The 12,975-nt window shown below is 68.2% G+C and carries 13 protein-coding genes; 8 read left to right on the top strand and 5 right to left on the bottom strand.

The window, feature by feature from the left end; translation table 11 throughout:
* Positions 1 to 13: 13 nt before the first annotated feature.
* The 4 genes from OG984_RS17135 to OG984_RS17120 form a co-directional block, all read right to left on the bottom strand.
* Positions 14 to 1,021, bottom strand: coding sequence for a copper resistance D family protein (locus OG984_RS17135; RefSeq protein WP_328527494.1), 1,008 nt, complete (start codon positions 1,019 to 1,021; stop codon positions 14 to 16).
* Positions 1,018 to 1,629, bottom strand: a complete 612-nt coding sequence (locus OG984_RS17130) for a copper resistance CopC family protein (RefSeq protein ID WP_328532368.1) — start codon at positions 1,627 to 1,629, stop codon at positions 1,018 to 1,020. Before OG984_RS17130 ends, OG984_RS17135 begins: the two co-directional genes overlap by 4 nt.
* Positions 1,630 to 2,229: 600 nt before the next feature.
* The gene (gene sodN / locus OG984_RS17125; protein WP_328527493.1) at positions 2,230 to 2,625 is read right to left on the bottom strand and encodes a superoxide dismutase, Ni; all 396 of its coding nucleotides are present in this window, start codon (positions 2,623 to 2,625) and stop codon (positions 2,230 to 2,232) included.
* 47 nt (positions 2,626 to 2,672) lie between these two features.
* Positions 2,673 to 3,203, bottom strand: coding sequence for a flavin reductase family protein (locus OG984_RS17120; protein WP_328527492.1), 531 nt, complete (start codon positions 3,201 to 3,203; stop codon positions 2,673 to 2,675).
* A 310-nt stretch (positions 3,204 to 3,513) separates the two neighbouring features.
* Between OG984_RS17120 and OG984_RS17115 the strand changes: the two genes are divergently transcribed.
* On the top strand, positions 3,514 to 4,524 hold the full coding sequence (locus OG984_RS17115) for a TerC family protein (RefSeq protein WP_328527491.1): 1,011 nt from the start codon (positions 3,514 to 3,516) through the stop codon (positions 4,522 to 4,524).
* Positions 4,525 to 4,593: 69 nt separating this feature from the next.
* Here the strand turns inward: OG984_RS17115 and OG984_RS17110 are convergent, their stop codons facing one another.
* Positions 4,594 to 5,235 (bottom strand): TetR/AcrR family transcriptional regulator, encoded by a 642-nt coding sequence (locus OG984_RS17110; RefSeq protein WP_328527490.1) that lies wholly within the window; start codon positions 5,233 to 5,235, stop codon positions 4,594 to 4,596.
* A 95-nt stretch (positions 5,236 to 5,330) separates the two neighbouring features.
* On the opposite strand from OG984_RS17110, the gene OG984_RS17105 reads away from it, so the two are divergent.
* From OG984_RS17105 to OG984_RS17075, 7 genes are all read left to right on the top strand, one after another.
* A complete protein-coding gene (locus tag OG984_RS17105; protein WP_328527489.1) occupies positions 5,331 to 6,185 on the top strand; it encodes an alpha/beta fold hydrolase in 855 nt (284 codons plus the stop codon).
* Positions 6,182 to 7,177: a VOC family protein gene (locus tag OG984_RS17100; RefSeq protein WP_328527488.1), complete on the top strand. Its 996-nt coding sequence runs from the start codon at positions 6,182 to 6,184 to the stop codon at positions 7,175 to 7,177. The genes OG984_RS17105 and OG984_RS17100 overlap by 4 nt, the downstream gene beginning before the upstream one ends.
* Positions 7,174 to 8,865, top strand: a complete 1,692-nt coding sequence (gene mhpA, locus OG984_RS17095; protein ID WP_328527487.1) for a bifunctional 3-(3-hydroxy-phenyl)propionate/3-hydroxycinnamic acid hydroxylase MhpA — start codon at positions 7,174 to 7,176, stop codon at positions 8,863 to 8,865. The genes OG984_RS17100 and mhpA overlap by 4 nt, the downstream gene beginning before the upstream one ends.
* Positions 8,865 to 9,854, top strand: coding sequence for an amidohydrolase family protein (locus OG984_RS17090; RefSeq protein WP_328527486.1), 990 nt, complete (start codon positions 8,865 to 8,867; stop codon positions 9,852 to 9,854). The genes mhpA and OG984_RS17090 overlap by 1 nt, the downstream gene beginning before the upstream one ends.
* Positions 9,851 to 10,969 carry an amidohydrolase family protein gene (locus OG984_RS17085; protein ID WP_328527485.1) on the top strand — a complete coding sequence of 373 codons (1,119 nt, stop codon included), beginning with the start codon at positions 9,851 to 9,853 and terminating at the stop codon, positions 10,967 to 10,969. The genes OG984_RS17090 and OG984_RS17085 overlap by 4 nt, the downstream gene beginning before the upstream one ends.
* Positions 10,970 to 11,061: 92 nt before the next feature.
* Complete coding sequence (locus OG984_RS17080) at positions 11,062 to 12,252, top strand: sensor histidine kinase (RefSeq protein ID WP_328527484.1); 1,191 nt, start codon at positions 11,062 to 11,064, stop codon at positions 12,250 to 12,252.
* Positions 12,249 to 12,926, top strand: coding sequence for a response regulator transcription factor (locus OG984_RS17075; protein WP_328527483.1), 678 nt, complete (start codon positions 12,249 to 12,251; stop codon positions 12,924 to 12,926). The genes OG984_RS17080 and OG984_RS17075 overlap by 4 nt, the downstream gene beginning before the upstream one ends.
* The last annotated feature ends 49 nt before the right edge of the window (positions 12,927 to 12,975 follow it).

The following is a 12,975-nucleotide window of genomic DNA, read 5'->3' as shown; positions in this document are numbered from 1 at the left end:
GGGTCATCGCACATCAGAGCGGACGCCCGAGCGCCGTGGCCAGCGAGACCGCCACCGCCATCACGGCGAGCTCGAGTCCGGCCCACACGGTCAGTGGCGTGGGCTGCTGGCGCGCCACGCGGTCGACGACGGCAGTACGGATGTACGCCCCTGAGCAGCCCAGCAGGGCCATACAGGCGAGCTTGCCCATGACCAGCCAGCCGGCACCGGTCTGTGTCAATGCGTCGACCGCCTCTCCGAGGGACGGCGTCACGTCGCCGGTCAGCCGGGTCGTGGCCAACAACAGGCCGCTGATCCCCACCAGCACGAAGCTCGCCTCGGCGACCCTCGAGAACCGGGGTAGAACGATGGCCAGCGACCGCCGGTCGGCGCCGACGATCAGAGCGGTGATCGCCAGTCCGCCCACCCAGAGTGCCGCTCCGGTCACGTGGAAGGCGCTGGCCGTCATCAGCAGCAACGCCGGCTCACCCTGCGAAGGATGCCCGCTCATCGACACGGCCGTGAGGCCCGAAAGTGCGATCAGAAAGCCCACGTCCGGCGGCAGCGACGGCCGCCGCAGGCGGGCAACCGAATAGGCGGTCAACGCTCCTGCCGACCCGACGCTGATCAGCAGTGCGAGACCCAGGCTGACGTTTCCGCCGTAGCCGAGCACGCCGCCGACCGGCAGCCGTAGCTGGCGGAGCGAGATCTCCGCCGCGTTGAACCAGAGACCAAGCAGCGCCGCGACCGCCCAGACCGCTGCGGTCCACGCTGCCGCCGTTGACGTACGCCGCGCCAGGGCAGGAGCACGGTCACGACCAGCCTCACCCAGAAGTACCAGCACCAACACGGAGCCCACGGCTCCGATCGCGCACACGTTGGCGATCCAGCGGAGCAGCGGGATCCCGGTGCGCACCACCACCGACGGCTCGGGAATGCCGACCACTGGCTTGGGCAGCGTGACCAGGATCCCGAAGGCAAGCACAACGAGACTCGCGCCGACAATCACCGAGACCTGTAGGAGCCGGACGCGGTCGTTCATGTCGCATCCGTTCGGCGTACGGTCCGGCGACCGGCAGCCCCGACGCACACCGCGATCACGGTCAGCAGCGCGATCCACAACCACGTGGGCATCGCTGCCAAACCACGTGGCTGATCCACGTCGAACGCCGTCATCGCGGAGGCCGCGGACGCCGTGGAAACGGCGGGAACGGTGGACGCGGTGGACGCGGTGGACGCCGACGGCCGGATGTTGATCGGCACCGACCCCGTGATCGGATGACCGTCCGCTCCGAGCACCCGGTAGTGGATCTCGTAGTTGCCCGGAGGCCCCACATCACTCATCGAGGCGGTCAGGGTGTCCCCGTTGATGCGAGCACGACCACACGCCCAGTGGCTGCTCTGTGGTCCGGTCACCACTATGCCGTTTGCGCCGGGAAAGGCTTGGACCGGCTGGTCGAAAGTGAGCACCACCTCGGACGGGCCGGCGGCGAGCACGGCGCCGGCCCGCGGAAGGCTCTTGACCAAGTGGGCGTGCGCAGACGCTGGCGCCGCTGTGAATAGCACGGGGATCAGGAACGAGAGCGCAAAGATCATCGCTGCGAACCCCGTGGCGAGGCGCTGCGAGCCGCTTGTTGAAGAATTCGACATTGCTTTCACCTAAGCGAGTTTCGAGAGTCATCGAACTAGGGATGGTCCGTGGCTCAGCCGACACCGGGCCCGCGCATGAGAGAGCAGTGCCACGTGTCGGGCGCCTTCTATGGCCTCAGTGCCCGGTGGCGAGGACGAATGGGATGGGGATGGCGGCAGTGCCGCGGGCGATGACTCTTCCGCACGGCGGATGCCCATTCTGTGCTCGCGACCGCGCACGGCAATGCGTACTCGGCTAGCTCCGAAATCCGGCACTTATAGTTCAACTCAGACCGGTTCCGGAGCAGTTACGTGTGCGCTTGTCCCCGGTAACAAAGAAAAGTGTTGAGTGAAGTGTTCTTAACGCTGGTGTTCAGGGAATTGGGGTGGCTGCAACAGCCCCGTAACACCTTCGTTCGCGTTCAGCCTTTTCGACGTTGGGGTGAGTGTGTCGTGACGTGAGAATGCAGTTACGTGCTGGGAAATCGACTTCAGGAGGAAACATTTGTGCCCATGCGCCTCGCGCGGTGGAGGAGCCTCCTTCGCCCGGCGCCAGAGCATGCAAGAAGCCAGGCCCGGCTGGCTGCCGGAACCTGGCTTCTCGCGGAGTTGCTGGGTGAGTCAGGCCTTCTTGGTCGCCCAGAAGATCTCGGCGATCTCGTCGATCTTGGCGAGGAGCTTGTCGGCGGTCTCCAGGTCGAGGGTGCCCTTGGTGCCGGCGGCGCCGGCGAGCTTGGTGGCCTCGTTGACGAGGGTGTGGAGCTGGGGGTAGGCCTCGAAGTGCGGGGGCTTGAAGTAGTCGGTCCACAGCACCCACAGGTGCTCCTTGACCAGGTTGGAGCGCTGTTCCTTGATGATGATGGCGCGGGTGCGGAAGTCGGGGTCGTCGCTGTCCAGGGCCTTGGCGATGACCGCCTTGACGGACTCGGCCTCGATGCGGGCCTGGGCGGGGTCGTAGACGCCGCAGGGCAGGTCGCAGTGGGCCGAGACCTCGATGGTGGGAGCGAACAGACGCATGGTGGATCCTCTCGGTGATGTGGTGGAGAGACCGTCGAGCTCGACGGTCAGGAAGCCTTCTCGGGTAGGATGCGATCGAGCGGCACGGTGCCGGCGGACGGGCCGAGCGACCAGTAGTCCCGGTCGTGGTGGAGGAGCGGCTCGGCGGACTCGTCGAGGCTGACGGCGTCGATCTCGAGGAGCACCAGCCAGGCCTCGCCGGCAGGGACGACCCGGACCACCTGCCCGTAGAAGCTCGCTGCCGCGTCGTCCAGGACCGGCGGCTCGCCGTGCTGCAGCGTCCAGCCCTGCGCCACCGTGAACCGGGGCGCGGTCCGGTCGGCGAAGGCCGCCGCCACGTGGGCCTGGGAATCGGTCAGTACGTGCACCGCGAGACGGTCGCTCCCGGTGAATGCGGGCCCGGACCGGCCGGACCGCGAGACCGAGAACGACAGCATCGGCGGGTTCGCACTCACTGAGGCCACGCTCGAGACCGTCGCCCCGACGGGCCCGGTGTCGGTCGAGGTGGCAACGACGGCCACGCCGGTGGGGTATCGACGGAAGCCGGCCTTGAACTGGTCGGTGAGTGTGTCGCTCACACCCCCTCCTCTCTCTTTCGCAGTGACGCTAAAACATCAAGTCCAGTTGAGGTCCAGTCATCCACGGTGTGATCGCCGACTCATCTGTCGTTGCGCACCTGAGATCATGTGAAGGGCCGGAGGTGCTGCTTGTTAGACTAGCTAAGCACTTGTTATACAACTCCGGTTGGGATGGCGCAGTCCGCCGATTCCAGCGTCTGTCGCCGATGCCGTCGACGGACGCTGCGGCCGCTACGACTTCGAAGCTTGGACCCCGGTCGCCTAATCTTCCCAAAGAAACGCTCTGCCTCACGATCTAAGGAGTCCCTTCGTGGACGTCTCCCCGCTCATCTGGTGGTTGACCATCGGCATCGCCAGTGCCGTGCTGCTCTTCGACGTACTCGTCATCGGCCGACGGCCGCACGAGCCGTCGCGTCGGGAGCTGATCATCGCGCTGAGCGTCTACATCGGCCTGGCCGTACTGTTCGGCATCGGTGTCTTCGCGTTCTCCGGTCCGAAGTACGGCACCGAGTTCTTCGCGGGCTGGCTGACCGAGTACTCGCTCTCGGTCGACAACCTGTTCATCTTCATCATCATCATGTCCAAGTTCGCGGTGCCGAGGCAGTTCCAGCAGAAGGCGCTGCTGATCGGCATCATCCTGGCGCTGGTCTTCCGCGGCATCTTCATCGCCGTGGGCGCGGCCGCCATCGAGAACTTCAGCTGGGTCTTCTACCTGTTCGGCGCGTTCCTGATCTACACCGCGGTCAAGCTGGCCATGGAGGGTGGCGAGGACGAGGACGAGTACGAGGAGCCCGCCGTGGTGAAGTTCCTCGAGCGCCACATCCCGCTCACCTCGAGCTGGGACAGCGCCAAGATGTTCATCCGTGAGAACGGCAAGCGGATCGCGACCCCGATGTTCGTGGTCATCTGCGCCCTCGGCACCACCGACCTGCTGTTCGCGCTCGACTCGATCCCGGCGATCTACGGTCTGACCAACGAGGCCTACCTGGTCCTGACCGCCAACATCTTCGCCCTGATGGGTCTGCGTCAGCTCTACTTCCTCATCGGTGGTCTGCTCGAGCGCCTGGTCTACCTGTCCTACGGCCTGGCGATCCTGCTCGGGTTCATCGGTCTCAAGCTCGTCTTCCACGCGCTGCACGAGAACGAGCTGCCCTTCATCAACGGCGGCCACCACGTCGAGTGGGCCCCGGAGGTCTCCATCGAGGTCTCGCTCAGCGTCATCGTCGGCATCCTCGCGATCACCACCATCCTGAGCCTGCTGAAGTCGCGCAGCATGACCGAGAAGGAGCGTGACGACGCCACCGGCCCGCGCAGCATGTGACGTAGAACAGCCCGACTGGGTCGGGACGACGGCAGGTCCGCTCCGATCGGAGCGGGCCTGCCGTCATTTTCAGAGCTCGGGCTGTGGCGGCAGCGGCCGCGAGCACAGGTCGGCCGCGTCCTGCTTGCTCATCCCGAAGGCTCGCAGGAGGCGTACGGTCATCTGGTCGGAGAGCGCGTCCGCGTCCGCATCCGGCTCGGTCTCGAGCAGCTGCAGCAGGCCGAGCAGTGCGCCGCCGGCGGTCATGAGGGCGAGCTGAACGTTCTCGATGTCGAAGCGTCCTGCGGCCACCCCGGCCTCGATGTCGTGCAGGGCCCTGGGGGCCAGTCCGCGGTCGTGGATGAGCACGCGCATCCCCTCGTTGAGGATGACGCGTACGAACTCCGGCAGCTGCCGCTGGAGGCGTCCGGTCATGCGGAAGCTGACCGCGAAGACCTCGGCGGGATCGTCGTACGTGGCCACCAGGTCGTCAAGCATGGTGCCGTAGGTCTCGAGCACCCGGGCGACGGCCGCCTCGAAGAGCCCTTCCTTGCTGTCGAAGTGGTTGTAGAAGCTGCCGAAACCGACGTCGGCGGCGTCGGTGATCTGCTGGATGCTCACGTTCGGCTGGCCGTTGGCAAGGAAGGTCGTCGCGGCCTCGAGCAATGCGTTCCGCGTGCGTTCCTTGCGTCGATCGATCCGCGTCGGTGGCGACGCCGCTTCCGAGGTCATGGGTCTGACCCTACCTGATGATCTCATCAGAAACGCTTGACAGATAGAACCATCGCTAGTGATGATCTCATCAGTTAACCGATGAAGGGACACTGATGACCACTGTGGGCGACTGCGTCGAGCGCACCATCCGCGTCGGGCGACGCGACATCTTCGTGACCGAGGCCGGATCCGGCCCCGCAGTGGTGCTTCTCCACGGCGGAGGCGCCGGCGCGACGGGTGCCTCGAACTACGCGCGGAACATCGACGCCCTCGCGCAGCACTTCCGCGTGATCGTCCCGGACATGCCGGGCTACGGGCGTTCGACGAAGGACATCGATCACGATGACCCGTTCGGCGACCTCGCGGCAGCCGTCCGAGGTCTCCTGGACGAGATGGACATCGACCGGGCCCACCTGGTGGGGAACTCCTACGGTGGGGCGGCGGCTCTGCGCTTGGCGATGGACCGCCCTGACCGGGTCGACCGGCTGATCCTGATGGGACCCGGAGGCATCGGCACCACGCGAGCCCTGCCCACAAAAGGTCTCAATGCGTTGCTCGACTACTACCAGGGCGAGGGGCCGACCCGGGAGAAGCTCGAGACCTTCATCCGCGACTACCTGGTGTTCGACGGCTCGGACGTGCCCGACGAGCTGATCGAGCTGCGCTACCAGGCCAGCATCCAGCCGGAGGTGGTCGCCGACCCGCCCCTGCGTCGTCCGTCCGGCAGGTCCGCCCTGCGGACGCTGTGGCGGATGGACCTGACCCGCGATCGCCGCCTGGCCGACGTACGAGCGAAGACGCTGGTGATCTGGGGGCTGGACGACAAGGTGAACCGTCCCTCGGCGGCGCAGCTGCTCGCCCGGACGATGCCGAGCTGCGACGTCTACCTGGCAGCCAACACCGGCCACTGGGTCCAGTGGGAGCAGGCCGACCTGTTCAACGAGCTGGCGACGGCGTTCCTGGCATGAGTGTCTTCGGCAAGGTTCAGCTCGGCTATCTGGTGGTCGAGTCGCAGCGCTTCCGTGAGTGGCGGAGCTTCGGAGCCGATGCGATCGGGCTGCACGTCGACGAGCTCGACGCCGACACGATGCGATTCCGCCTCGACGAGCGTCAGTGCCGCTTCCTGATCCAGCGTGGTCCCGCCGAGGACCTGATGGCCATCGGCTGGCACATCGCCGACCACACGACGTTCGACCGCGTCATCGGCCGGGTGACGGACCGGGGCGTACCTGTCGTCGAGGGGGCGCCGGAGGAGGCAGCGCTGCGCGGCGTCGAGAGGCTGTGGCGCTTCCCCGGCCCCAAAGGCATCGTTCAGGAGGTCTTCACCGTCGCCCACGACTCCCCGAAGCCGCTGCGCATGACGACCTCGGCGTTCGTCACCGGCGACAGCGGTATGGGCCATGTCGCGATCACCTCCCGGGAGCCGCTCGCGATCCATCGCTACTACGACACGGTCTTCGACTCACGGCTGACCGACTACATCGACGAGAACATCGGCGGGCTGACGCTCAAGATCCGGTTCCTGCGGGTCAACGAGCGCCACCACTCGATCGCGGTCGCCAACGTCCAAGGCCTGAAGATCGAGCCGGTCCGTACGCGTTGCCAGCACGTCAACATCCAGGCCGCGACGCTCGAGGACATGGTGGGCGCGTACAGCCGCGTCCGCGATCTCGGCTTCAAGATGGCCTGGTCCATCGGCCAGCACACCAACGACAAGGAGCTGTCCTTCTACTGCGTGAGCCCATCGGGCTTCGAGGTGGAGGTCGGCTGGAACCCCATCGTCATCACCCCAGAGCTGGAGGATGCCTGGCAGGTCGCGACCCATCAGGGCATCAGTATCTGGGGCCATCAGACCGTCGACCCCGGCATCCTCGACAAGCTCGGCCAGCTCCGCCAGGCGGCCGCCCACCTGCGCCACCCGGAGATCACCGTCCCTGCCCTGAGCGGAGCATCTGCATGAACACCTACGACATCGCCGTCGTCGGACTCGGCCCGACCGGCCTCACCCTCGCCCACCTGCTCGGCCGCAGGGGCCTGTCAGTGCTGGTTCTGGAGCGGGAGCCGGAGTTCTACGGCAACGCCCGCGCCGTCTACACCGACGACGAGGCGCTGCGCGTCTTCCAGACCGCGGGGGTGGCCGACGAGATCCATCAGGACATGAACATCGACTCCGCCGTGCAGTGGGTGAGGTCCGACGGCACGACCCTGGTCCAGTTCCGTGAGACCCGGCGCCCGCTGTGGTGGCCGGTCGTGAACTTCCTCTACCAGCCCTACCTGGAGACCAGGCTCGAAGCGCTGCTGGAGCGTAGCCCCCACGTCGAGGTATGCCGCGGGAGGGAGGTCCTCGGCTTCGCCCAGGACCACAACGGTGTCACCGTCCGGCACGCTGCCGCGACCGGAAGCCAGTACGGGAGGCGCGAGAACGTCGTCGACGAAGCCAACGCTGAGACCGTGCGGGCGGCGTACCTGATCGCCGCCGATGGCGGGCGGAGCGTGGTGCGGACCCAGCTCGGGATCGACATGTCCGGCAGGAGCTACCCCGAGCGTTGGCTCGTGGTCGACCTCGCGGCGAAGGAAGGGGCCGACCCCTTCCGCCACCTGCCGTACTTCGACTTCGTCTGCAGCCCGGACATGCCGACGGTCAGCTGTCCGCAGCCGGGTGGCCACCACCGGTTCGAGTTCGCGCTGAAGGACTCCGACGACAAGGCCCACTTCGAGTCCGACGAGACCGTCCACCGGCTCGTCAGCCGGTACGTCGACCTGGACGAGGTCGAGGTGAGACGCCAGCTCGTCTACACGTTCAACGCGGTCACCGCGGACCGCTGGCGCGAGGGCCGGGTCCTCCTCGCCGGCGATGCCGCGCACATGACGCCTCAGTTCATCGGGCAGGGGATGAACGCCGGTGTGCGTGACGCAGACAACCTCTCCTGGAAGCTCGAGGCGATCCTGCGGCACGGCGCGGACCCGGCGATCCTGAACACGTATGAGACCGAGCGGAAGCCGCACGCCAAGGCGATGATCGCGCTCTCGGTCTTCAACAAGTCCCTGGTCTCCCTCAAGCACCCGGTCGGGGCGAAGGCGCGCGATGCCGCGATGTGGACCGCACTGCGCGTCCCCGGGCTCGGCGGCTGGATCGAGCGGGCCGGCATGAAGCCGAAGCCCCGCTTCGGTCGCGACGCCTACCTCGGCATGCCCCGCGGTCTCCTGGGTGCCGAGGGCACGCTGGCGCCTCAGCCTGTCGTACGCCGCTACGACGGCCGCCCGGCCCGCTTCGATGATGCCGTCGGAATCGGATGGGCGGTGGTCGGCATCGGGGTCGACCCACGCAAGACGCTCGGCAGCGACATCGCCACCTGGGAACGGGTCGGGGCGACCTTCGCGACGGTCTTCGCACCGGGCGCGCGTCCACAGGGCTCCGTGGGCGACGGCCGTCGCCGGATCGGCCTGGCCGATCTCGAGGACACCACCGGTGAGCTGGGTCGCTGGCTCCGGCGTCACCGGATCAGATCGGGTGACGTGCTGGTCCTGCGTCCGGACAAGTTCGTGTTCGGTGCGGGCAGCGATGTCGCTGCCCTGACCGCCGGACTGCGGCAGCAGCTCGGTCTGCCTGAGCAGCACCTCGCCGCCCAGCCCGCCGAGGCGATCTGATGCGCCGGCAACCTGGCCGAGTCGACGTACACCACCATGCGGTGCCCGCGTTCTATCGCCGCCTCCTCGAGGACCGCGGGCTCCGGCCCGGGGGAGTGGACGTTCCGGACTGGACCCCGGAGAAGTCGCTGCGGGTCATGGACCGCAACGGCATCGCGACGAGCATCCTGTCCGTCTCCACGCCCGGGGCCTGGCTGGGGGACGACCCTCAGGCGCGTCACCTGGCGCGCCGGCTCAACGAGTTCTGCGCCGGCGTCGTCGACGACAACCAGCCGCGCTTCGGCTTCTTCGCCACGCTCACCCTGCCCGACGTCGTGGGCGCCATCGCGGAGGCCGAGCACGCCCTGGACGTACTCGGTGCCGACGGCGTCGCGCTGCTCAGCAACGCTGCGGGCAGCTACGTCTACGCCCCCGAGTTCGAGCCGCTGCTCACCTACCTGCACGAGCGGCGGGCCGTCGTCTTCCTGCACCCGGGTGAGCTGCCGGCGGAGCCGGCGCCGGGCATCCCCTCGTTCACCGCCGACTTCCTGCTCGACACCGTTCGGGCCGCATCGGGACTGGTCCTCAGCGGCGCCCTGGAGAAGTACGACGGGATCAGCTGGATCCTGGCCCACGCGGGCGGTTTCCTGCCGTACGTCAGCCATCGGATCCTGCTGACGATGATCCGCGGTGAGCACAAGCTGTCCCAGGCCAAGGCCCTGGTCGACCGCAAGCGCGAGACCAAGCGCCGCCTCGACCTGCTGCGCCGGTTCTACTTCGACGTCGCGCTCTCCTCCAGCCCATCGGCCCTACCGAGCCTGACGGCGTTCGCCGACCCGAGCCGGCTGCTCTACGGCAGCGACTTTCCGTTCGCTCCGGCGCCGGCGGTGCGCTTCATGCGTCAGGAGTACGAGGAGACGGCGATCGACGCCGATCTCCGGGTCGCCATCGACCGTGGGAACGCCCAGGACCTGTTCCCTTGGCTCGCACGAAAGGAGCTCCTCCCATGAGTACACCCGCCTTCGGTCGTCGAGCCCTGCTCGGCGGCGGGGCCGGCTTGGCGGCGGGCGCCCTTGTCACCCGTGGTGCCGACGCGGCCACGACGAGCCCGCGGGGCGCCACTCCGTCGCGTATCGACGTGCACTGCCACCACATCCCCGACTTCTACCGGCAGTCCCTCGCCCAGCACGGGATCGTCACGGCCGGCGGCATCCCGATCCCCGTGTGGACGCCGCCGGCGGCGGTGAAGTTCATGAACGACTACGGGATCGCCGCCCAGGTCGTCTCCATCTCCGAGCCGGGAGTCACCTATCTGGACACCGCAGTGGAACGGAAGGAGATGGCCGAGCGGATCAACGACTGGACCCGTGAGACCCTCGTGACCACGGCAGACCCGTTGCTGGCCAACCGATTCGGTGGTTTCGCCGTACTTCCGCTGGGGGACCCGGACGACCCGGTCGACGTCGCGAACGCCTGTGCCGAGGCTGTTCGTGCCATCAGGACCCTGGAGCTCGACGGCATCGGCGTCTTCAGCCACTACGACGGCGTCTACCTCGGTGACCCGCGGCTCGAGCCGCTGATGGCGACCCTGAACGGCCTCGGCGCCTTCGTGTTCGTACATCCCGTGACCCCGGCCGCCTATCCGGATCTGGGTCTGCCGACCTTCCTCTACGAGTTCCCCTTCGACACGACTCGGGCTGCAGTCAACATGAGCTACCACCAGGTCTTCACCCGATACCCGCGGGTGCGCTGGCTGCTGGCTCATGCCGGTGGCACGCTTCCGTACCTGGCCTGCCGTACGTCGCTGCTGCAGGTGACCACCGCGGTCGCCCAGAACCTCGACCTGAGGCGCTTCGACGAGCAGAACCTCGACTTCGGGCGGCTGTACTACGACACCGCGCTGTCTCCGGTGCCCTCGGCGATGATGTCTGTGCGTGAGGTCACCTCGGTCTCCCACATCATGTTCGCGACGGACTGGCCGTTCTCCGGACCGGTGTTCGTCGTTCCGGGGGACCCGGCACCGCAGCTCGCCGAGAGCTTCGGTCCGGCTGAGCTGCCGCGAGTCCTGCGGACAAATGCCCTCGAGCAGCTGCCGGGGCTGCGCGCGCGGATGCGAACTGCCTAGTCACGGAACGCACGACGACCTGCACATCGACTCGGCTGCGCCGCCTGCTGATTTCCATGGCTGCCACGACGACCTCGTCCTAGGGTGAGCGCATGACCGTGGCAGCCGCTCCCGGACCCCGCTGGCTCGGGGACGTCGGACAGGTCGCGTTGGCCGGGGCGCTCGCGCTGGTGCTGCTGCCGGTCGGCTGGACGTCGGTGGTCGAGGGTGAGGTCGCCAGAGGCTGGGAGATCGCGCTCGTCGCCGCCCTGGTCGTCCTGCACAGCGCCGTGGCCACCGCCCGACGCCGGCCGCTGGTGTCCTTCGCCGTCGGGGCCCTGGCCGAGCTGGTGCTCGTCGCCGCTCCGGATCTGAGCGGGCCCACGGCCGAGGCAGCAGGCAGCGACTACGGGCCGGTGCTGCTGCCGAGCAGCCTGTGCTTCTTCGTGCTGCTCTACGCGGTGAGCGCGGAAGATCGACGGCCCTGGCCAGGGGTGGCCCTCGGCATCGGGCTGGTGGGGTGCCTGGTCACCGTCGTACGCCTGTCGGGGTTCGAGGGCACCGGCCTGGAAGGGTGGACGTGGTGGCTGATGGTGGCCACCGCGACGCTGGGTGCGACGGTGGCGGCATGGGCGCTCGGCCGGTTCCGAGCCACTCGGGCCGCCTGGATCGACCAGCTCGCCGACCGAGCCGCCGCGGAGGAGCGCCAGCGCATCGCGCGCGAGATGCACGACGTGGTCGCGCACTCGCTGGCGGTCGTGGTCAGCCACGCCGAGGCCGGCCGGATGGTCGTCGGGCAGCAGCCCGAGCGGGCCTCCGGGATCCTCGACACCATCGCGACCACGGGTCGGGAGGCGCTCGACGAGATGCGCGGGCTGCTCGGTGTGCTCGGCGGCGAGTCATCTCGACAAGCTCGATACATCGCCTCGACCGAGCCGCAACCCGGGCTGGACGATGTCGGCGACCTCGTCGAGCGGATGCGCGAGGCCGGTCTGACGGTCCACCTCGACGCCGATGATCTCGGTCAGGTCGCGCCGGCCGTGGGGCTGACCGCCTACCGCGTCGTCCAGGAAGCGCTCACCAACGTCACCCGCCACGCGGGACCGGGAGCGGTCGCGACCGTGTCGGTGACCCGCGCCGGGCGCCAGCTCCGGATCGAGGTCAGCGACGATGGCGTGGGGATCCGACGACCGCCCGGCCGTGGGCTGAGCGGCATGCGCGAACGGGTGTCCGCGGTGGGCGGCACGCTCGAGGCCGGGCCGAGCGAGGAAGGCTGGCGTGTCCGCGCGATGATGCCGCTATGACCGAGCAAGAGGCCCCCATCCGGGTCGCGATCGTCGACGATCAGGAGCTGATGCGCTCGGCCCTCCGGATGATGGTGGAGAGCCAGCCCGACCTGGAGCTCGCCGGGGAGGCGGCCGACGGTCACGAGGCGCTCGCCCTGGTGCGTACGAAGCGGGTCGACGTCGTCCTCATGGACCTGCGGATGCCGCGCCTCGACGGGATCCAGGCGACGGCCGCGATCACCGGCGAGCAGCCGGCGACGAGGGTGGTCGCACTGACCACGTTCGACCTCGACGACTACGCGTTCCCGGCAATCCGCGCCGGCGCCAGCGGGTTCCTGCTCAAGGACGCCCGGGCCGAGGAGATCGTGACCGCGATCCGCACCGTCCATGCAGGTCACGCGGTGGTCGCGCCGTCGACGACGCGTCGTCTGCTCGAGCACGTGGCGACCGCACCAACCCCGGACAACGGGAAAGCCGCCGAGATCCGGGAGACGCTCACACCCCGCGAGCTCGACATGCTGCTCGAGCTCGCCACCGGTGACAGCAACGCCGAGATCGCCCGCCGCGTCCACCTCTCCGAGGCGACGGTGAAGACGCACGTCGGCCATGTGCTCGCCAAGCTCGGCCTGCGCGATCGGGTGCAGGCGGTCGTGCTGGCGTACGAGACCGGGTTGGTCGGACCCCGGAGCTGAGTCTCATCCCAGAGGTGGAGACGTCCGCGACCTGAGGGCGACGCACCGC

It is taken from the genome of Nocardioides sp. NBC_00368 (assembly GCF_036090055.1).
Classification (GTDB): Bacteria; Actinomycetota; Actinomycetes; order Propionibacteriales; family Nocardioidaceae; genus Nocardioides.
The sequence above is the reverse complement of the archived record's forward strand: the minus strand, read 5'-3'. Positions and strand labels throughout refer to the sequence as shown.